The sequence below is a fragment of the Pedobacter paludis genome (genome assembly GCF_003173575.1).
GTDB lineage: Bacteria > Bacteroidota > Bacteroidia > Sphingobacteriales > Sphingobacteriaceae > Pedobacter > Pedobacter paludis.
In genome coordinates this window covers 618,064-639,970 of the sequence record NZ_QGNY01000001.1, presented here as the reverse complement: position 1 = coordinate 639,970, position 21,907 = coordinate 618,064, and the positions used below count along the sequence as shown (strand labels likewise).

The 21,907-nt window shown below is 35.0% G+C and carries 18 protein-coding genes; 8 read left to right on the top strand and 10 right to left on the bottom strand.

Annotated features, from left to right (window positions below; all coding sequences use genetic code 11):
- Positions 1–14 precede the first annotated feature (14 nt).
- The 7 genes from DF947_RS02715 to DF947_RS02685 all read right to left on the bottom strand — a co-directional run bounded on the left by DF947_RS02715 (position 15) and on the right by DF947_RS02685 (position 9,141).
- Complete coding sequence (locus DF947_RS02715; protein WP_109928135.1) at positions 15–2,180, bottom strand: S9 family peptidase; 2,166 nt, start codon at positions 2,178–2,180, stop codon at positions 15–17.
- 135 nt (positions 2,181–2,315) lie between these two features.
- Positions 2,316–2,996, bottom strand: coding sequence for a DUF4412 domain-containing protein (locus DF947_RS02710; RefSeq protein WP_109928134.1), 681 nt, complete (start codon positions 2,994–2,996; stop codon positions 2,316–2,318).
- Between the two features lie 24 nt (positions 2,997–3,020).
- A complete protein-coding gene (locus DF947_RS02705) occupies positions 3,021–3,797 on the bottom strand; it encodes an enoyl-CoA hydratase/isomerase family protein (RefSeq protein ID WP_109928133.1) in 777 nt (258 codons plus the stop codon).
- A gap of 1 nt (position 3,798) precedes the next feature.
- On the bottom strand, positions 3,799–5,844 hold the full coding sequence (locus DF947_RS02700) for a ComEC/Rec2 family competence protein (protein ID WP_262510068.1): 2,046 nt from the start codon (positions 5,842–5,844) through the stop codon (positions 3,799–3,801).
- Positions 5,845–5,889: 45 nt separating this feature from the next.
- Positions 5,890–7,920 (bottom strand): helix-hairpin-helix domain-containing protein, encoded by a 2,031-nt coding sequence (locus tag DF947_RS02695; protein WP_109928131.1) that lies wholly within the window; start codon positions 7,918–7,920, stop codon positions 5,890–5,892.
- Positions 7,910–8,710: a PorV/PorQ family protein gene (locus tag DF947_RS02690; protein WP_109928130.1), complete on the bottom strand. Its 801-nt coding sequence runs from the start codon at positions 8,708–8,710 to the stop codon at positions 7,910–7,912. The genes DF947_RS02695 and DF947_RS02690 overlap by 11 nt, the downstream gene beginning before the upstream one ends.
- Before the next feature lie 95 nt (positions 8,711–8,805).
- Positions 8,806–9,141 (bottom strand): MerR family transcriptional regulator, encoded by a 336-nt coding sequence (locus DF947_RS02685; protein WP_109928129.1) that lies wholly within the window; start codon positions 9,139–9,141, stop codon positions 8,806–8,808.
- Positions 9,142–9,256: 115 nt separating this feature from the next.
- Between DF947_RS02685 and alaS the strand changes: the two genes are divergently transcribed.
- Positions 9,257–11,872 (top strand): alanine--tRNA ligase, encoded by a 2,616-nt coding sequence (alaS, locus tag DF947_RS02680; protein WP_109928128.1) that lies wholly within the window; start codon positions 9,257–9,259, stop codon positions 11,870–11,872.
- A 44-nt stretch (positions 11,873–11,916) separates the two neighbouring features.
- On the opposite strand, the gene DF947_RS02675 is transcribed toward alaS, so the two are convergent.
- From DF947_RS02675 to DF947_RS02665, 3 genes are all read right to left on the bottom strand, one after another.
- Entirely contained in the window at positions 11,917–12,420 is a 504-nt protein-coding gene (locus DF947_RS02675; RefSeq protein WP_109928127.1) for a hypothetical protein, read from the bottom strand.
- 120 nt (positions 12,421–12,540) lie between these two features.
- The gene (locus DF947_RS02670) at positions 12,541–13,053 is read right to left on the bottom strand and encodes a hypothetical protein (RefSeq protein WP_109928126.1); all 513 of its coding nucleotides are present in this window, start codon (positions 13,051–13,053) and stop codon (positions 12,541–12,543) included.
- 104 nt (positions 13,054–13,157) lie between these two features.
- Complete coding sequence (locus DF947_RS02665) at positions 13,158–13,754, bottom strand: hypothetical protein (protein WP_109928125.1); 597 nt, start codon at positions 13,752–13,754, stop codon at positions 13,158–13,160.
- A gap of 162 nt (positions 13,755–13,916) precedes the next feature.
- Between DF947_RS02665 and DF947_RS02660 the strand changes: the two genes are divergently transcribed.
- From DF947_RS02660 to DF947_RS02630, 7 genes are all read left to right on the top strand, one after another.
- Positions 13,917–15,104, top strand: coding sequence for an ATP-binding protein (locus tag DF947_RS02660; protein ID WP_109928124.1), 1,188 nt, complete (start codon positions 13,917–13,919; stop codon positions 15,102–15,104).
- Between the two features lie 59 nt (positions 15,105–15,163).
- Positions 15,164–16,621, top strand: coding sequence for an Asp-tRNA(Asn)/Glu-tRNA(Gln) amidotransferase subunit GatB (gene gatB, locus DF947_RS02655; protein WP_109928123.1), 1,458 nt, complete (start codon positions 15,164–15,166; stop codon positions 16,619–16,621).
- Between the two features lie 29 nt (positions 16,622–16,650).
- The gene (locus DF947_RS02650; protein ID WP_109928122.1) at positions 16,651–17,763 is read left to right on the top strand and encodes a TlpA family protein disulfide reductase; all 1,113 of its coding nucleotides are present in this window, start codon (positions 16,651–16,653) and stop codon (positions 17,761–17,763) included.
- 104 nt (positions 17,764–17,867) lie between these two features.
- The gene (locus DF947_RS02645) at positions 17,868–18,557 is read left to right on the top strand and encodes a response regulator transcription factor (RefSeq protein ID WP_109924396.1); all 690 of its coding nucleotides are present in this window, start codon (positions 17,868–17,870) and stop codon (positions 18,555–18,557) included.
- A gap of 120 nt (positions 18,558–18,677) precedes the next feature.
- Positions 18,678–19,109, top strand: coding sequence for a phage tail protein (locus DF947_RS02640; RefSeq protein ID WP_109928121.1), 432 nt, complete (start codon positions 18,678–18,680; stop codon positions 19,107–19,109).
- Positions 19,110–19,259: 150 nt separating this feature from the next.
- Positions 19,260–19,982 carry an RluA family pseudouridine synthase gene (locus DF947_RS02635; protein ID WP_109928120.1) on the top strand — a complete coding sequence of 241 codons (723 nt, stop codon included), beginning with the start codon at positions 19,260–19,262 and terminating at the stop codon, positions 19,980–19,982.
- 78 nt (positions 19,983–20,060) lie between these two features.
- Positions 20,061–21,851 (top strand): chloride channel protein, encoded by a 1,791-nt coding sequence (locus DF947_RS02630; protein WP_109928119.1) that lies wholly within the window; start codon positions 20,061–20,063, stop codon positions 21,849–21,851.
- The last annotated feature ends 56 nt before the right edge of the window (positions 21,852–21,907 follow it).

The window sequence follows — 21,907 nt, the reverse complement described above, 5'->3', positions numbered from 1 at the left end:
CTCTTAAATAGATTTTATTTTGCGCCCGGAGGACAATTATCTTTCAGAAACTTAGTATACGTTAGCGAAAGATGTTCGCTCGTACCATCGCCTTCAGAAATGCTGTGTGTACGATTTGGGTAACTCATCAATTGAAAAACTTTTCTGTTTTTAATTAATTCATTAATCAGCATTTCTGCATTTTGATAGTGAACATTATCATCGCCAGTTCCGTGTATGTAAAGCAAATTGCCCTTTAAATTTTTAGCATAAGTAATAGGAGAGCCTTTAACGTAGGCCTCTTTACTAGGAAAAGGAGTGCCCATATAACGTTCCTGATAAATATTATCATAGGTTAACTGATTTCCAACCGCTGCAATGGCAATACCTGTTTTATAAATCTCTGGGTATTGAAACATTAAGTTAAGCGTAGAAGAGCCTCCACCGCTCCAGCCCCAAACTGCAACACGATCCTTATCCATAAAGGCGTTGGTGGCCAATAATTTTTTAGCTGCCATTGCCTGATCGCGAATATTGATTACACCAATATTTTTGTAAATACTCTTACGCCAAGTGCTTCCTTTAGGAACAGGGGCACCTCTATTATCCATAGAGATATAAATATACCCATCTTTAGCCATATCGCCAGCGTATAGGAAATTACGGCCGGCTCCATAAGTATCGCCCGCTGTTTGCGATGCAGGCTCGCCATAGACATAAAATACAACCGGATACTTTTTATCTGGATTAAAGTTATCTGGTTTTTTCATCCAACCATCCATTTCAATACCATCTTCGGTAGTAACTTTAAAAAATTCTACTTTATTTTTAGGAGCTTCTTGTTTAGATAATTGTGTAGTGATGCTTCCATCCATTGTAAATGGATTGCCGGTTGTAAAGTTCATCCACTCAGTAATCGGTCTAACTACAGAACTATTATAAGTATGGCGAGCAAATGCCGCATTTGGAGAAATATCATAACTATGTGTACCCGGTAGAATAGAAGGTGTTACCATTTCGAGTTTGCCTTTTCCATCTAACTTGGTTTTGTACAAATATTTTTGAGTAGCATTTGTAGGCGAAGCCATAAAGTAAACCAAATTGTTCTTTTCATCAATTAACTTAATATCAATTACATCATAGTTTCCTTTAGTTACCAATGTTTCCTTTTTGCCATCTCTACTGATTCTATAAAGATGATTCCATCCATCCTTTTCAGATAAAATAGTGAATTCTTTATTATCGTTTAGCCATTTCCATTCATCTTCAGCGTCAATCCATGCTTTGGCTTTTTCCGAATAAAGTATTTTGGCATTACCAGTTACGGCATCGCAAACAAATATTTTATTTTCATTTTGTTCACGGTTAAGTTGTTGCAAAATTACTTCATTGCTATTCGGAATCCATTGCATTCGGGGAATGTAATGCTGTATATTATCGCCAGGAACGTTTAACCAATTTGTTTTTGCCGATGCAACATCTACAACGCCAACTTTACAAACCGAAGGATTTTCGCCAACTTTTGGATACTCAACCGGAATGGTATATGGATAAATTGAATCTGTATTATTGATCATTAAAAAGTTTTTAATCTTTGTTGCATCAATTTGCCAATAAGCAATCGTTTTACTATCAGGGCTCCATCTAAAACCATCTCTACAATCAAATTCCTCTTCGTAAACCCAATCGAAAGTACCGTTAATTAAACGATCTGTTCCGTCTGTTGTTAAGGCTTTCGATCCTGTTCCGTCAACATTTTCTACATATAAATTGTGTTTGCTTACATAAGCAACCTTGCTGCCATCAGGAGAAATTTTGGCAAACATTAACGATGATGCTGGTTTGTCTTTACCAATCTGTGTTAACTTATTTGTAGTTAAATCGGCAAGCCAATAATCACCACGGGTATCGTAACGCCAAACTTTTTTACTATTGGTATATATTAAGGCTTTATTTCCATCTGCCGATAACTGAAAGCTTCTAACGGCAATAGAATTACCCGTTCCAGATGGGGTAAGTAATGCCCTAGATATGACTACTTTTCTTTCATTTTTAGGCAAAGAAACTGAAACGATTTCGCCACTGGATATTTGATAGTAAGAGTTGCCATCCTTTGCCCAATTAATACCTTGAGCTTTTGCATCAACCAAACAACATATTGCTATGCAGGTAATTGATAGTTTGAGTAATAGGTTTTTCATTAAATAGTTATTTATGGAATTGTAGTAATGATAGGCTGAATTATTTAATTTCAGTCATAAAAAAAGCTTTTTAACTTTCGGCTAATTTAATAAAAAGCCGGCAGTTAAAAAGCCTTTGAAAAGGTGATTTATTAATTATTCGCCACCACCCATAGACATTAAAGCCTGCATGGTAGTTTCTTCGTAACCTGTTGGAACAGCGATTGAAATCGCACCAACTTTAGCATCAGAAATTGATTTTAAAGTGTTTGTAGTCTCAATTCCTCTTTGTGTAATTGTATATTTTACAGGGAAGGCACCTAAACCTGGGAAATAAGATTGAGCACCAACATTTGGTAGATCTAAATCTTTGGTAGCCCATAATTCGTGAGTGCCACCTTTATCATCTTTGTAGGTATATTTCTCTGCATTATAACCAGCAATTGTTTGTTTCTCGCCAGTTGCTTTAAAATCTGTGTATTTACCCATTCCGGCTAAAGCAGTTTCTACATCAGCTTTGGTTTGTTTAACCGCATATTGTTTTTGAGCGATAGGCACATCAACTAAGATTAAACCAGTTTTTTCATTGTTATCAGAAATAATGCTAATTAATGCAGGACCTTGTTCCATTTCAATTTTGGTTAAACCATTATTGAATTTAACTTTAACCTCTGCAGGTGGTTCCTGACCGCCCATTGCAGCTTTTTGCTCATCAGTTAGTTTATATTCTAAACCATAAGTAAGCGTTCCTTCAGTGAATTTTTTCTGTGCGTGTGCAATAATTGCAGCACTAACTAAGATAAGCGCTACAACGCTCGTTTTGATTGATTTAAACATGTTGTTATTTTTAGTTTTATTGTTTTACCAGTTAATTTTTTCTTTGTTTAGGAAAGATGCAATTCCTTTTTTAAAATCGTCACTCTCTCTTACTCGAGCATTGATTTGAACAGCCGTTTCTAAACTTTTTTCTAAAAAGGGATTTGTGGTCTGCGTAATTAATTGTTTTGTTATACTCAATGAATTGCCAGAACTCTCGTTACACAAACTTAAAGCAAATTCTTTTACTTTCTGATGAATTTCTGATGAATTTGTTACAAAATTTATCAATTTATATGCTAATGCCTGTTCAGCGTTAAAAATTTTTCCGGTCAATAAGATTTCCTTAGCAACGGTTTCGCTAACCTTTCGCATTAAAAAGCATGAAACAATAGCTGGAACGAAGCCAATTTTAACTTCTGTATAACCAAAACTACTTTCCGGAGTAGCAAAAATAATGTCGCAAACATTGGCTAAACCACATCCACCAGCAATAGCATGACCTTCTACCTGTGCCACAACTACCTTTGGTAAATAATAAATGGTTGTAAAAAGCTTTTTTAAATTGTTTGAGTCCGCAACATTTTCTTCAAAACTATTATTTTGGAGTTGTTGAAGGTACTCCAAATCGGCTCCAGCACTAAAGGCATCTCCATTGGCTTTTAGGATAATTACCTTTACCAAATCATCTTCTGAAGCAACAATAAAGGCTTCTGTTAGCTCAGAAATAAGTTGCGGGTTTAAGGCATTCCGTTTTTCCGGGCGATTTATTGTAATCGTAGCGATTCTATCCGAAACTTGATATAAAACTATGTTATCCATTTTATTGACTTAAGTCGATCAAATATGCTTTATTTTTCTTTAAAATGTTTGCACCCTTCTTCATATTTTCGGCAAAAACTTTAAATTCCTCAATCTTATAATCCTTATTGCTGGCATCAATAATTATCGATTTATAATGCACTTCTTTAGGAAGATTATTGAGTTTGTACCTGGTGTTGTTATGCAACCATAAACTCGAAAATTCGCCAGATAGTTTTATATTTTTGTAATTGAGGGATTCGTCGATCAATAAAATTTTATACTGATCAAATATAACTTGCCGGTTTCTTTTTATAAATGTGCCCAAAACTGTATCCTGTTTTAAATTGATGAATCTTATATTTCGAATCTGCATTTCATCCAAAGCGGGCTTAACAAAAAACTGGTAATTCTTGTTTTCAGGCTCTAAGTCAGTTACTAAAATTGCATTATGTGCATCGATAAAAGCAGTAGAATAATTTTTTCGGAGACTAAAAAATATAATTTTTTTCTGCTTGCCGGCGATGTAGTCATAGTAGAAAACCATCGATTGGTAGGCAATAAAAACAGATAAGGAAGTAAATAAGATTTTTTTGTTGAATCTGGACAGGGAATAAACAAAGAGACCAAGCGCAAGGCATAATAAAAGTAATTCTGGTAGATTGATCCAAACGGCTGAAAAAGTAGAGTAGGGTAAATCGGCAATCCATTTCAAAACCGTATTTGTTGTAATAATAATCCACTCAAAAATTGGTGCAAGCCGATCTATAAATGGAATTAGGATGGCTATTCCCAAAATCATAATGATAAATAAAGGAATAGAGATGAATAAATTTCCAAGCAAAAAGTAAACAGGGAATTGATGGAAATAATAAATACAGAGTGGAAAAGTTACCAGCTGAGCAGATAAAGAAAGTGCAATCAATTGCCAAATTCGATCAAGCCATTTATTTTTAATGTAAACCCATTTATAAATTTTAGGCTGGAGATAAATTAAGCCAAATACTGAAATGTAGGAGAGTTGGAATCCAACATCCCAAATTAGAAAAGGATTGTAAACGAGCTGACAAAATGCTGCAAATGCCAATATATTATAGCTATTCTTGTTTCGAGCAAAGGTTTTTGATGCAATGAAAATTGTAATCATAATGGCTGATCTCACAACGGATGGTGATAAGCCTGTTATCAGTGCATAAGTCCAGATCAAACTGCAAATTAAAACGAATTTAAAAATTCTTAATGCTCGTTTTTTATTCAGAAAGATTAGAAAAAAATCCAACACCAAGAAAATTATCGCGACATGGCTTCCCGAAACAGATAGCGCATGGATTGTTCCTGTTTTGGAATACGCCGCTAAAGTGTCCTTACTTAAATCTGCCCGGTAGCCTAAGATTAAGGTTGATGCGACTGCAAAAGCCTCATCGTTTTTAATCAATTTTCGATATTTGGCTACCTGTTTCTCCCTTAAATCTAAGGCAAATTTTATTATGGGGTTTCCAATATTTCTTTGTGTTTTAAGCAGATGATTTTGATTGATAAAAGTTTGCTCGTAAATGTTTTGCCCAGCCAACCAGCTTTTAAAATCGAATTCTGCCGGATTATATGGCGGTTCTACCTCTAAATATTTGGCCGAAATAATCAATTCATCACCATATTTTAGTCTAACAGGATTTATGCTATCTAACTTTAAAGCCACAAGAAGTTGCCCATTTAGCTTAACCTGTTCCCGATTTTCATAACCCGAAACTACTCTGGCCTTAAATCGAAGGATATCGTTAGTTTGTTCAGGTTCATCATTTACCCATACTTTTAAATAAGGATAGCTCTTTTTCGCAAAGTAATGTTCGTTAAGCGTTTCGTTATTTAACAAACAAAGCAAGCTACCAAATACAAAGAAGAAAGCAAATATGAGAATACCCGTAATCCCTTTAAGTCGATGTGCATTGAGCTTTTTATAGGTTAAATTGATTGCTAGAATAATTACCAAAATTATTAAGGTTACAATCTTCAATAAGAGTAGGCATGCTGTGTTTGGAAAAAAATAAAACACTAAAATTCCAATAGTCATTGGAAGCAAGATCCGAGCGAAGATATATTCAGTCTTAAACATACTTTAAAATTGATACCTCAACTGTATTTTAATCTCCGATTTCTTATTGCCTTGAATTTCATCTAAATACGAACCTACTGTTTCTACATTTTTATAAATAAACATGGCATATCTGGCCCAAATATTTAATTTTTTAGCCAGATTATATTTCAAATTCAAATAGGTTCGAAATCCTTTGCCGCTATACATTCCAAAGGCAAAACTGTACAAAACATCATCTTCATAAGCGTAAATTCTACTGTTGTAACTTGGTGTATTGAAATAAGCTATTCTTAAATTTCCGGTAATTTTCGAAAACATTGGCGAATAATCTACATCCTGATAAACCAAATATCCAAACTCACGATTTGCTTCTCCCTTTTTATACTGAGAAACCTCAGCTCTGTTCTGAAAACTCCATTTTTTATTTAACTGCCAACTTACCTCAATACGATAATCTTCTTTTTTAACATCATCTAAAAAATGAATTGGAACCTCTAAATCTGTATTTTGCTGTTTGTTTTCAGTTTTGAATCTTGCCAAAACTTTAAATGTTTTACTTGGGGTATAAACCGCTTGGCTCAGTATTTCAAAACCTTTCGAAGGAGCATCTACTCGATATTTTAACCAGGGAAATTCAAAGTCATCGGCATAAATAGAAAACGACCAACGTTTATTCGGTATAACATTTAAACCCGCATAAAGTCCTTTTTCGTTTACTGCATCACTAGATTCAGCTAATGCTTGATTAAAGAAATTATGATAGTTTTTGTTGTAGTTGCGATAAGTTATTGTAGCAGAAACTGTTGGTGACAAACTAATTAATGCACCATTTACATAAGCTAAACCACTATTTAAACTTTTGCCCGCTTCGCCAAAGAAATATATGTTTTTATAAGTATAATTATAATAAAGCCCAACATTTGTTAAAGAATTTCCAACAAAACTAAATCGATCGTAAAGAGCAGATTGCTTAATGAAACTATTTCCATATTTACTTTGATACGCAATGCCACCGATGCTGAGCTCATTTTTATTATATTGGATTACAGCTCCAAACATTCTTTGACTTAAAGAATTTTTATTTTCGATTTCCGATGGCGTTCTATGTAATCCTGTTTGATTAATAGTCGACTGAACTAAATTCCCGTCAAAATCTATTTCTTGACTTGCATCTAAATTTCTAAATGAAACAAAAGGAGTAATGTCAAAATTTTTATAAAGATTAATCGTGGCTGATGCACCTCTTAAAAATGAATATTCGTTTGCAGATGTGTAAGCTCTTAAGCCTAAGTCTTTCTTGGCAACGCTCGTTACATCAGGTCCTTTACCAAAAGAAAACCCCGACCATAAAGTTATTCCTTGCCCAAACTGGAGCGTATAATCTCCAACAACGGCCTTTTTAATTCTGCCGAGTTTAAATAACGCAATGTTACCAGAAAAGAAATCAAATGGCCTTCCAATAAATTTCTCGCCAGCATCTTTATCAAAGGTTATTGCTGCAGAAACGATTGTTCCATAATGATATCGATAACGCGTTTGAAATCTTTCTGGCGAACCTAAATATCGATTTCCTGGCAAATCGCTAAAACCTTTCTGCTTTTGCAAAGTTTGGGCGTAGCGCATCACCACATCATTTTCGCCCAAATTTAACAGGTTATGAACTGTTAGTTTTTCATATTCAGTAGTGGCAGTTAAAGTTACAAACGGAATTAAGTTTTGAACAGTTCTAACATCAAATGCATCAATGGTTTGAAGTTCCAAAACATCAACAAAATTTCCATTTTCCCTTATGTAGCTGAAAAAATTACTGATTTGCAGTGGAGAAAGGAAAACCAAGGTCTTCAATTCTTCTGGCGATGTTTTGTTTAAATTAATCTGATGTTTCCTTAATCTACTTAAGACGTCAATAAGCTCTGTCATATCGTAATCATCCGGAAGATTTTCGGCAACGCTTTCTAAAATATCTTTTATATCTGTTTCTGGTTCAGTAACTTGTGCGTTTGCAATGAAAGCAATCATTACAAAGAAGATTGTCATTAGTCTAAAACGCATATCCTACAGCAATTTGAGGTGCGTAACCAAGATTGGCATCGTAAGTAGTTGCCATATCCAACAGGAATTTTCTATAATTTAAACCAAAGCCTGCATATTGTTTAAAAGGCTTGGCACTTAAACCGCCTCGCAGACTAAGTAGATCAACTATGCTATAATCGATTCCGAGGCTTACATCAATAGGTTTATTTAATGTTTTGCTTACGGTGGTTGCAATTAAAACTTTATCTGATGCAAAATAACCAATGCCCAAATTAAAGGAGGTAGGAATTTGCGTGGCAACCTCATTATTATTGAATTTTTGCTTAGACGGATTACTTACAAATGCTCCGAAAGTAAACTGTTTATCGAAATAATAAAGCACACCAGCATCTATTGAAAATCCGGTTGTAGTGCCATAGTTTGTGATTTTTATCTGGTGATAATTTAAATTTATCGATGTAGATAGTTTATCGCCAAACTTTTTGGCATATGCGAAACCGATTTTGTTTTCACTGTATGCAGAAAACCCATAACGCTGAAAGCTTAATCCTACAAAATTATTCTTAAATGGAACTACAGCTACAAGTGCTTGTGTACTAATCTCATCACTAAAAAGGTGCTTAATGTAATTGAGAGAAACAGTAGGTTGTATTATCTCGGTAATTCCTGCCGGGTTGGCTTGTAGCGACCAAACATCTGATACTGCAGAACCATTATTACCCATGGCAGTAAGCCTAGGACCTAAATTATTTTGCGCAAAAAGGGTAGAGGTTGATAAAAGAATCAACAAAAAACTTAATATTTTCATGAGCAGGCGTTAACCGGGACGTAAAAAATATAGAGTGATTTGTTGGTTTTAAATGTAGCTAATAATATGGATTAATATCAAATAAAAAATACAAATTATAATTCTTGAGCCAGATTAACCAAAAATCCTTTTAGCTTTTCTAACGAATCGATAATCTTTTGATTTTCTTTAACGCCTGATTTATTGTTCTTTAAGTAATCCTTTGCACCTTTTAAAGTGAAGCCCTTTTCATCAACCAGATTGAAAATAATTTTTAAGTTTTCTATATCTTCAGGCGTAAAAAGGCGATTGCCTTTCTTGTTTTTTTTAGGTTGAAGAATGTCAAATTCCTTTTCGTAAAAACGGATTTGCGACGCGTTTACATTAAACATTTCAGTCACTTCGCCCATGGTATAATACATTTTATTAATGTCTCTTTCTTTATACGGCATAACTTGTGCTTGATTATTAGGGTTTTACAACGATTAATTAAAGTGTTCAAATGTAGCTCGATTTTTCCTGATTAACGCAATAAAATTTTAATTTTGTTCCTCCAATAATATACTAATGACAGCACAAGAGATAAGACAGGCATTCCTAGAATTTTTTAAAGAGAAACAGCATCATATTGTTCCATCTGCACCAATTGTAGTAAAAAACGATCCAACGTTAATGTTTACCAACGCGGGGATGAATCAATTTAAAGATTTGTTTTTAGGAGAAGCCACAATTAAATATCCTCGTGTTGCAGATACACAGCGTTGTTTACGTGTATCTGGAAAGCACAACGATTTGGAAGAGGTAGGAATTGATACCTATCACCACACCATGTTCGAAATGCTAGGCAACTGGAGTTTTGGCGATTATTTTAAGAAAGATGCAATAGATTGGAGCTGGGAACTTTTAACAGAAGTTTATAAAATTCCAAAAGATAAATTATACGTTACCTATTTTGAAGGTGATGAAAAAGAGGGCTTAGAAAAAGATCAGGAAGCTTACGATCTTTGGAAACAATATGTTGACGAAAGCCACATTCTGCCAGGAAATAAAAAAGATAATTTCTGGGAAATGGGCGATACAGGTCCTTGCGGTCCTTGCTCTGAAATCCATGTTGATTGCCGTACGGATGAAGAAAAGGCCTTGGTTGATGGTGCTACTTTGGTAAATGCCGATCATCCTCAGGTTATCGAAATCTGGAACAATGTATTTATGCAGTTTAACCGTTTAAAAGATGGTTCGTTGCAAAGCTTACCAGCAAAACACGTTGATACTGGGATGGGTTTTGAGCGTTTGGTACGGGTTTTACAAGAAAAATCTTCCAACTACGATACCGATGTTTTTCAGCCGATGATTCAGTTTATTGCTGAAAAATCTGGAATTAATTATGGTGCTGATGAAAAAACTGATATTGCGATGCGTGTTATGGCCGACCATATTCGGGCCATTTCCTTTGTAATTTCCGATGGTCAATTGCCATCAAATAACAAAGCTGGTTACGTTATCCGAAGGATTTTACGTCGTGCTGTACGTTATGCCTATACTTTCTTAAACTTCAAAGAACCGTTTTTAAATCAATTGGTGCCATTATTGGCCGAACAATTTAATGGTGTTTTTGATGAATTAATTTCTCAGCAGGATTTTGTTCAAAAAGTAGTTTTAGAAGAGGAAGTATCATTTTTAAGAACGTTATCTACTGGTATTCAGCGTTTTGAAAAATATCAAGCTACTAATGATTTAGTGGAGGGAAATTTTGCTTTCGAATTGTCTGATACTTTTGGCTTTCCAATCGATTTAACTGAATTAATGTCTAGAGAAAAGGGTTGGAGTGTTGATTTAGCTGGATATGAACAAGCTCTTAAAAAACAAAAAGATGATAGCCGTGCTGCAACTGCCATCGATACAGGTGATTGGATTATCGTTAACGCTGATGACCAAAGTGAGTTTGTAGGTTACGATGATTTAGAAATTGAAACCGAGATTTTAAAGTACCGCAAGGTCAAAGCAAAAGGTAAAGAGCAATATCAAATCGTTTTGCGCCAAACACCTTTCTATGCAGAAAGTGGTGGTCAGGTTGGAGATACTGGTCGTTTAGAAGACCACAGTCGCCAGTTTTGGGTTGATATTACAGATACTAAAAAGGAAAATGGTTTAACGGTTCACTTCGCAGATTTACTTCCTGATAATTTGGAGGGGAAATTTTGGGCCGTTGTTGATGAAGATAAACGTGTTTTAACGGAAGACAATCACTCAGCCACGCACTTATTACATGCTGCTTTAAAACAAGTTTTAGGTAAACATGTAAATCAAAAAGGTTCGTTGGTAAATGCTGACTATTTACGTTTCGATTTTTCTCACTTTGCAAAAGTAACAGATGAAGAATTGGCTCAAATTGAGGTAATTGTGAATCAGAAAATCAGACAAAACATTAAATTAAAAGAACAAAGAAATGTTCCATATCAGGATGCAATTGAAAGTGGCGTTACAGCTCTATTCGGCGAAAAATATGGTGATTTTGTTCGTATGATAACTTTTGATGACCATTTCTCAAAAGAGCTTTGTGGTGGAACTCACGTAAAAGCAACAGGACAAATCGGTTCTTTCAAAATTATTTCTGAAAGTGCGGTTGCAGCGGGTGTTCGTAGAATTGAGGCCATTACCGCAGATAAAGCTGAACAATATTTCTTAGACCAGCGCAAAGAATTAGGACATTTAAAAGCTCTATTAAAAGGCTCAAAAGATTTATCGGCTTCTGTTCAAGCTTTGCTAGATGAAAATGCGAAACTTAAAAAAGAGATTGAGAAATCTACCTTAGAACGTGTAAATGATCTTAAGCATGAAGTTGTTCATCACATGAAAACCATCAATGATGTAAACTTAATTGCAACGCATATTGATTTACATAGTGCTGATGCAATAAAAAACCTAGCTTTTGCAGTTAAAGATTTGGTTGATAATCTTTTCTTGGTTTTCACTACAGAAATAGATGGCAAGCCAGGGATAACGGTTATGCTATCTGATACTTTAGTAAAAAAAGGCATGAATGCATCAAACATTGTTCGAGAATTGGGTAAAGAAATTCAAGGTGGCGGAGGTGGTCAGCCGTTTTACGCAACTGCCGGAGGTAAAAATCCTGCAGGATTAAAAACGGTTTTAGAGAAAGCCGAGGGATTTATAGCAAAGTAGGTGATTCAGCATAAAAAAAGAGGCCCTAAAGCCTCTTTTTTATTTTAATGTCTACCATGTTTTTCTCTGTGTCCTCTAGAGAATAAACTGCTATTCACTCTATTGTCGTGATGTCTATAATCTACACGTTGTGGCCTGTAATTATTTCTTGGGGCACTATATCTAACTCGATTTCCACCACCATATGATGATCGATAATAATTAACATGATTGGCATATCTAACTCTATGCGTGTTGTAACTGCGATACGGACTATTTCCATAAACAACTACTTTTCTGCCACGATGTAAATCGTAACCTCTGTATCGAGTAGGAAGATATCTCGATCGTGTCCAGTGGTTTCCGCTTAAATAAACGAATTGCCTTTGCGGAACATAATAATACGATTGAACTTCTGGTAAATAATAATAATTAACACTTTCGTAGCCGGCAGGAACCCAGGTGGGTTGTGCACCAATGTTAACATTTAAACTAATTTGAGCGTTAGATTGATTAGATGTTAAAGCCACGATACCTACAATCGCGGAGATGATTAATAACTTTTTCATAATCTTTTTTTTTGTGTGTATGAACAATAATTCAAACGCTGTGCCAAAATTTCTATTGTAACAGAGATATAAAAAAAGGGAACTTCTTTCGAAATTCCCTTCTAAAATATTTAATTGAAATTAATGTTTGCCTTTACCATTTCCATGACCTTTACCATTATTGCCATTTCCCTTACTACCTTTTCCGTAGATTTTTTTTGCCTGGCCCGGAGGCATTCCATGCGGATGACCTTTCACAATATAATATTTACTATCTCGGCTATCTCTAATAACCAATTGCCCTTTATTCCCTTTATATTTGGCATATTTTATTTTATCATTATTGAAATTTAAGTATGGTTTTGGGGAATTAATTACAACTTTATATCCGTTGTATAAATCATAATTTCCATATCTAGGTGGTAAACTATTTGCAAAAACCCAATCGTTACCATTTAAATAAACAAATTGCTTTTTTGGAACATAATAATAGCTTTCTACATCGGGCAGATAATAATAATCTACATGGTCGTAACCTGTTGGTCCCCAAAGTGGTTGTGAACCAATGTTAACATTTACATTTAACTGAGCTTTCGCTGGCATGCTGAAGTATGAAATCATCATCACTGCAACAACTAAAAATAATCTTTTCATATTCGATTTAATTTGTGTTTACGATGGGATATTCCCAAAAGGCGTGCCACAAATGTAAAAGGAGCTCCTTTCGAACCTCCTTTTACCACAACTAAATTATTTTCTTAATGACGGCCATTGCCTTTTTCCCCACCTCGTTCAGGGCGGTTATTGACACCTCTATTATCATTTCCACGACCATTGTTCTGTAGCGGCCTTGAATTTTGATTAACCCTTACAACGGTTTTTTGATTACGAACAGGTCTGTTGTTATTTACTATAACAGTTTTGTTTCCGTTATAGTTAGGATGTCCTTTTACAACATAATATTTTGCATCACGACTATCTCTTATTACGGTTTGACGACCACCGTAGTTTTTGTACCTGCTGTAGTTTGTTACATAATAATTATTTTGTAAATACGGTCTTGGTTTATTAACAACAACCTTGTACGATCTGTATAAATCGAAATTTGCATATTGTGCAGGCAAACTGTTTACCCAAACCCAATGACCACCATTAGAAATAATATACTGACCAGATGGGACATAATAGTACGCATCAATATCCGGGAAATAATAATAATCTACATGATCGTAACCAGTTGGACCCCAAACGGGTTGTTGACCGATATTTATATTTAAACTAACTTGTGCTTTCGCATTATTTATGCTGAATAATGAAACCATCAGAACTGCAGCAAATAAAAATAACTTTTTCATAACTTTTTAAATTAAAGTTTTCTTGTGTGTTTGTTTTAATAGACGCGTGGTTTATTGAGTAGTTTAATTCAGATCAACCGGTTTTAACATTCTTTAACTAAAAATTTTTGTTACTCAACTTATTGAGTAATTTTACTCATTATATTGAGTAAATTGTATATCATGTATGAACGTATTGAATTACAAAGAGTTATAAAGGTTTTGAATGAGCCAAATAGGTTTATTCAAGTATTAGTTGGGCCAAGACAGATAGGTAAAACGACCTTGATTAATCAATTGGTTCAAAAAATTACTGTTCCTTACTTATTCGAATCTGCAGATGCAGTTGCTGCATCTGATAAAACATGGATTGAAAAAATCTGGAATAATACAAGGCAATCCATACAGGAATATAATTCAAGCGAATATCTTCTGGTAATAGATGAGATTCAGAAAATTGATAATTGGAGCGAAATTGTGAAACGCTTATGGGATGAGGATATGAGAAACGGAACAAATATTAAAGTAATTTTATTAGGTTCTTCTAGATTGCTAATCCAGCAAGGCTTAACGGAATCTTTAGCAGGACGTTTTGAATTAACTTATTTAGGCCATTGGAGTTTTGCAGAGATGGAGAAGGCATTTGGCTTTACAGCAGAACAATATGTTTGGTTTGGTGGATATCCAGGATCTGCAACCCTAATTAATGACGAAGAACGTTGGAAAAATTACGTTTCAAATGCATTAATTGAAACCAGTATTTCGAAAGATATATTAATGCTTACCCGAGTTGATAAACCAGCACTTATGAAAAGGTTGTTTGAATTGGGTTGCTTATATACTGGGCAGATACTTTCATTTACCAAAATTTTAGGCCAGCTTTCTGATGCAGGAAATACAACCACATTATCGCACTATTTGCAATTATTGGATACGGCTGGGTTATTGGGTGGAATAGAAAAATTTGCTGCAGATGTAATTCGAAAACGCTCTTCAAGTCCTAAATTTCAGGTACATAATAATGCTTTGGTTAGTGCTCAAAGAAATGAGTTTTTTGAAGAAATAATAAAACAACCTACAGAATGGGGCCGAATGGTTGAATCGTCTATCGGAGCACATTTGTTAAATTCCTCTCTTATAGAAGGTTTTAAAGTGTTTTATTGGCGCCACAGAAACGATGAGGTAGATTTTATTTTAGAAAAAAGAGGAAAGATAATAGGCATTGAAGTTAAAAGCGCCGGATTAACAACTGCAACTTCGGGAATGGGGGCTTTTAGCAAAATGTACAGGCCAGATAAAGTGCTTATGGTTGGCGCTGGGGGATTTCCATGGCAAGAATTTTTGAGAATTTCTCCATCAAGTCTATTCTAACGAAAGATTAAATAATAACTATATTTGCTTCACATTACATTATAAAGGCATCATTTTATATGGGTTTAAGTACAAACCAAAACAATTTCGAACTCGTTTCAGGACTGGAAATTCATGTTCAGTTAAATACAAATACAAAGATTTACTCTTCTGATAGTGCTTCTTTCGGTGCTTTGCCCAATCAAAATATCTCTACAGTATCGCTGGCATTGCCTGGTGCTTTACCCAAATTGAATAAGGAAGTTATCGAAAAGGCGATCAGAATTGGCTTGGCTTTAAACTGTACCATTAATCAAACCAATCATTTCGATAGAAAGAATTATTTCTATGCCGATCTGCCCAAAGGTTATCAAATTACACAAGATAGTCAGCCTATCTGTATTAACGGATTTTTGGAAGTTGAGCTTTCAGATGGTTCAATGAAGAAAATCGGAATTAATAGAATCCATTTGGAAGAAGATGCCGGGAAGAGCATTCACGATCAGGATGACAACTATTCTTTGGTTGATTTAAACCGTGCTGGTGTACCTTTAATTGAAATTGTAACCGAACCAGATATCCGCAGTGCTGAAGAAGCTTCGGCTTTATTAACAGAAATTAGAAAATTGGTTCGCCATTTAAATGTAAGCGATGGTAATATGGAAGAAGGAAGTTTGCGTTGTGATGCAAACATTTCCATTCGCGAAAAAGGCACAACCGAATACGGAACCCGTTGCGAGGTAAAAAACCTAAACTCAATGCGTAACGTACGTAGAGCAATGGATTTTGAATTTGGGCGTCAGGTTGAAGTAATTTCGAACGGCGGAAAAATTATTCAGAGTACTTTAAACTTTGATGCTGATAAAGGCACAACTTCGCCTATGCGAACGAAAGAAGAGGCCAACGATTATAGATATTTTGCCGATCCTGATTTACAGCCTGTTGTAATTTCTGATAATTGGCTGGCAGAAATTAAATTAGCAATGCCTGCTTTACCGAATGAAATTTCTAAACAGATGATTGGAGAGTTTGGAATAAGCAAAGCTGATGCTGCGTTATTTGCTGAAGATTTAGATTTATTAAGTTACTTTAACGAAGCTTTATCAATTGTAAAAAATAAAAAAAGTTTAATTAATTGGTTAATTGGGCCAATTAGAGCAATGTTGAACGACAGGGAAGTTTCAATTGCTGGTTACAAGGTTAAAGCTGAACAATTGGCTGAAGCCGTAAATTTAGTTGACGACAAAAAGATAACCCAACAAATTGCCATTCAACAATTATTGCCAGCATTAGAAAAGGAAGAAACCCATGATGTTTCTGGCTTGGCGCATTCCTTAAATCTTTTAATTTCTGAGAATGGAGATGAGTTGGGTGGATTTATTGATGAAGTGTTAAATAAGTACCCTCAACAGGTAGATGCATACAAAAAAGGGAAAAAAGGCGTTTTGGGCTTGTTTGTTGGCGACGTAATGAAGTTGGCAAAGGGAAAGGCAGATGCCAAAAAACTAAATGAATTAATACTTGAAAAACTAAAATAGAAACATCTTATCCATAATAATAATCACAGATGAACTTAAAACAAATCAGCCTAATTATATTAATTGCAATTGGATTTACAGCATGTAAACCAAAAGATAGCTTTGTAATTGATGGCGCATTTAAAAATCCTGGTACAGAGAAAAAAGTATTTTTATTTGGAATGCAGGGTAGCACAATGGTTGCAATGGATTCTACAAATCTATCTGAAAAAGGAGAATTTAAATTTATTCGCAAAACACCATCGGTAGATTTTTTCAGAGTTTCTGTAGGCAATCATGAATTTATGCTAATTGCCCAAAATGGTGATGAAATTAAGTTAGAAGCAGATTTAGCCGATAAAACATTAGCCTATAAAATTTCTGGAGCACATGAGGTTGATAAATTATCCGAGCTAAATGCAATCAGAAATAACTTTGCCAAACAGGCAGAAAGTTTACAGGCCGAACTTGAAAACAAAGTAGCTTCACAGCCTCAAAACAGAAGCGCTATTTTAGAGCAGCTAAAACCTCAATACGAATCTTACATTAAGCAATTAAACGCTTCAATTTTAAAATTTGCTGCAGATAATAAAGGTACGCTAGCCAGTTTTTATGCTATGAATACTCTAAGCCCGCAGGATTACGAAGCCGAATTGGTGAAATTTAGCGATGAGATTAAGGAAGAGATTAAGGGAAATGCTACTGTAGATACCTTTGTAAAACAAATGGCAATGCTTAAAACAGTACAGGTAGGTCAGCCAGCACCCACTTTTACTATTAATGCTGCTGATGGTAAAGCCGTAAGTTTATCAGATTATAAAGGTAAATATGTATTGCTAGATTTTTGGGCCTCTTGGTGCCAACCTTGTCGCCAAGAAAATCCAAATGTTGTAAAGGTTTACAATAAGTATAAAGATAGAAGTTTTGATATTTTAGGAATTTCTTTGGATACCGATAAGGCCGCTTGGCTAGGTGCAGTTAAAGCTGATGGCTTAGCTTGGACACACGTAAGTGAATTGAAAGATTTTAACGGTAGTACCGTTAGGAAATATCAGGTTCAGGCCATACCATCATCTTTCTTAATTGATCCGAGTGGAAAGATCGCAGCTAAAAACCTACGTGGAGATGAACTGGATGCTTTTTTAGCAAAAACGTTACGTTAAAAGAAACTCAATGTTAAAGTAATTTAAGTGGTTAACAATTTCTTAACTTAGACTTAACTGTATATTGCATCAGAGATACTACTTTCGTAACAAATATTTAATTTATGAACAATCCCGGTCAGAAAATATTAATTGTTGATGATGAACCAGATATCCTGGAATTGATTGAATACAATTTAAAGAAAGAAGGATATCAGGTTTTCTTAGCCTCAAACGGACAAGAAGGCATTACAGTTGCAAAAAAGGTTCATCCTGATTTGATTATTTTAGATATCATGATGCCTAAAATGGATGGGATAGAGGCTTGCAGATTAATGCGAGCCATTCCTGAATTCAAAAACACCTTCATGGTTTTTTTGACGGCAAGGAGTGAGGAATATTCTGAAATAGCTGGTTTTAATGTTGGTGCTGATGATTATATCGCAAAGCCGATTAAACCCCGAGCTTTGGTGAGCAGAATTAATGCCATTTTGAGACGGAATTCAGGCACTGAGGAAGTATCAGAAAATAAATTAGAGATAGGCGATTTGGTTATTGATAGAGAAGCATACTTAGTTTTTCAAGGAGGCAATAAGGTTGTGCTTGCTAAGAAAGAATTTGAATTGCTTTATCTATTAGCTTCAAAACCTGGCAAAGTATATACACGCGAATCCATCCTTAAAAATATTTGGGAAGATTCGGTAGTGGTTACAAACAGAACCATTGATGTTCACATTCGCAAACTCCGCGAAAAATTAGGTGAGACTTATGTGTCTACCGTTAAAGGTGTTGGATATAAATTCGAACTTTCGTAAAATTAATTTTTAAAAAAAATATAGGCCACAAGCTTTCTGTTTATTCAGAAAACCTGTGGCTTTTTTGTTTTTCTTATATTAGTTATTATATTGTGTTCTAGATCATTAAATAATAATCCCATGGCAGAAAATTCAATCAACCGTTATCATTTTATAGTAGACTGGGGTGGAACTAGAGTTGGATTTGCGGAAGTATCGGGATTAGACATAGAAATAGAAGCAGTTTCTGTAAGAGACGGTTCAAGCCCTGTTGATAGCGGAAGAAAAATACCAGGCTTACGCAAATTTTCCAATATTATTTTGAAGCGTGGCATAATTAAAGGAGACATCGAGTTTTTCAACTGGATCAATACAAAATCTGCCGGCAATATTGAAAGAAGAAATATAGTCATCAATTTACTAGATGAAAGCCATAGCCCGATATTTACATGGCAGGTAAAAAACGCATTCCCGGTTAAGTACATTGGACCAGTGTTGATTTCTGATGATAGTGAGATAGCACTTGAAACTCTTGAATTAACACATGAGGGTTTAACTGTAATCTCTCAATAAATCGATATCTAACCAATAATGAATGTTGTGATTACTTCAATTGGATTGAGATTGGTTTTATCTATATTGAAATACAGACAAGTTGAGGTTAATTTCTAAACCAATAAAAATAAATCCGTATTTTTGTGCTTCATTAATAATATCCACAGTTTGAAGTATCCGAATTTTAAAGACCTTATTCTTTTCGAAGACAACGATTTCATTGTTATAAATAAACCGCCATTCTTGGCATCATTAGATGAACGTGGAGGTTCTGGAGAAACCAACGTTTTACGTTTGGCTAAGCAATATAGTGATGATGCACAGGTTTGTCACCGATTGGATAAAGAAACTTCAGGCGCTTTAATTATTGCTAAAAATCCAGAGGGTTATCGTCATGCTTCTATGCAGTTTGAAAGAAGAAAGGTTAATAAAACCTATCATGCTGTTGTAGATGGACACGTTATTTTTGATAAATTAATGGTTGATTTGCCCATTCTAAACGATGGCAATAAAAATGTAACCATAGACAGGGCTGAAGGAAAAAGAGCTGAAACCATTTTTGATTCCTTAAAATATTACAAGCATTATACCTTGGTAGAGTGCAAACCGATTACGGGTAGGATGCACCAAATCCGCATTCACTTAGCTACCCAAAGAGCGGCAATTGTTGGTGATGAAATGTATCGTGGAAAACCTGTTTATTTATCCTCAATTAAACGTGGTTACAAATTAACCAAGGGCGAGGAAGAACAACCCGTTATGAAGCGCTTTGCATTACACGCCAGGCACTTGGTTTTTAAAGGATTAAATGATCAGGATATTGTAATTGATGCACCATATCCAAAAGATTTTGCCACTTTAATTAAGTTGCTCGATAAATTTGACGCCTAATTAGAGTCAATAAAACTGGCTCTATAAACCACTTTTGCCACATTTGGAACAATCGCTCTCTATTAAAGTACAATAGAAATGTATATCCGTTTTGTAAATTACCTTGATACGATTAATCAGTACAGAAAATCAAAAATATCAAACCGTAATTTTCTGATTGTTCTTGCCGTAATTGTAGGCGTTTTAGCTGGCTTGGCAGCTGCTGTTTTAAAAAGTTTAACCCATCATATAGAAGAATTTTTACAGTCTGACTGGCACTGGAAGTATAAATATTACCTATTCTTTATTTTTCCGATGATTGGGATTTTTCTAACCGTTCTTTATATCAAATATTTTATAAGAAAAAGTAAGTTCGAAACGGGTTTAACACCTTTGCTCTATGCCATTTCTAAAAAATCCAGTAGGGTAGAACCTCATAATATTTATTCGCAAATCATCACAGCTGCAATTACGGTCGGCTTTGGTGGATCTACAGGTTTGGAAGCACCCATCGTAACCAGTGGGTCTGCAATTGGGTCTAATCTTGGGCGGTTTTTAGGTTTATCCTACAGAGAAATTACCATGCTTGTGGCTTGCGGTGCAGCTGCAGGAATAGCAGGAGCCTTTAATAGTCCAGTTGCGGGAATAGTTTTTGCCATTGAAATTCTTCTACCAGAATTTACGATTCCAGCTTTTATTCCGCTTTTACTTTCTGCGGCAACCGCTGCTGTGGTCGCCAGATTATTTTACACCCAACAGTTGTTTTTCCTGGTAACAGAAGGCTGGCAGGTTAATGCTTTGTTTTATTATGTTTTGCTTGCTGGCTTTATCGGATTATTTTCAATCTACTTTACAAAAGCAAACTATGCGATAAAAGGATTTTTCTATAAGATTAAACATCCTTACGCCAAAGTAATAATTGGTGGACTTCTATTGGGTGCAATGGTTTTTCTTTTCCCTACTCTGTATGGCGAAGGTTATATTACAATAAAAGCACTTTTAAAAGGAGATTATCTTTCGGTAATTAACAACAGTATCTTTTCAGCATACAATAATATTCCTGCCCTGGTAATTTTATTTACGGTTGTAACTATTTTTATGAAATCAATTGCCACGCTTGTTACTTTGGGTGCTGGTGGCAATGGCGGAACATTTGCCCCTAGTTTAATTATGGGTGGTTTAATTGGTTTTATTTTTGCATACATTGTAAATCTCTCAGGTCTTGCGCATTTAAATGTTTCCAATTTTATTGTAGCTGGTATGGCTGCCGCTTTGGGATCAATTATGCACGCACCCTTAACAGGAATTTTTTTGATTGCCGAAATCACCGGTGGATATATCTTAATGGTTCCATTAATGATTACAACTGCTATTTCGTATGCCATTAATCGGAGTTCGCAAAAGCACTCCATTTACACCAAAGCTTTAGCGGATAAAGGCGAACTTCTATCACATGAGGATAAGGACACGACTGTTTTAAATCAGATGAAATTAAAATACCTGATTGAGAAAAATTATCCGCACTTCAATATGAATGATACACTATCTCTCAGAATGAATGAGATGCTGCAATCGCATAAAAATATTTGTGCAGTAACAGATGAAGCTGGTGATTTTAAAGGAATCATTTATGTAGAGGAACTGTTTAACGAGATGATGAGTAATGGCGAGAAAGATTCAATAACCGCTTCGCATCTAGTTCGATCGGCACCCGATTTAATTCATGAAAATGACGACTTAAAATCTGTTCTGCAAAAAATGGAACAGGATAATGTATGGATATTGCCAGTTGTAGATGAGGCTAATCGATATATTGGTTTTGTATCTAAAACTGCTATTTTTAATAAATACAGGGCTTTATTAATGAGGCAGAACGATTATATGGGATAAACTCTTTAAGATGCTGTCATTCTGAGCTTGTCGAAGAACTTTATTTATAAGCATTT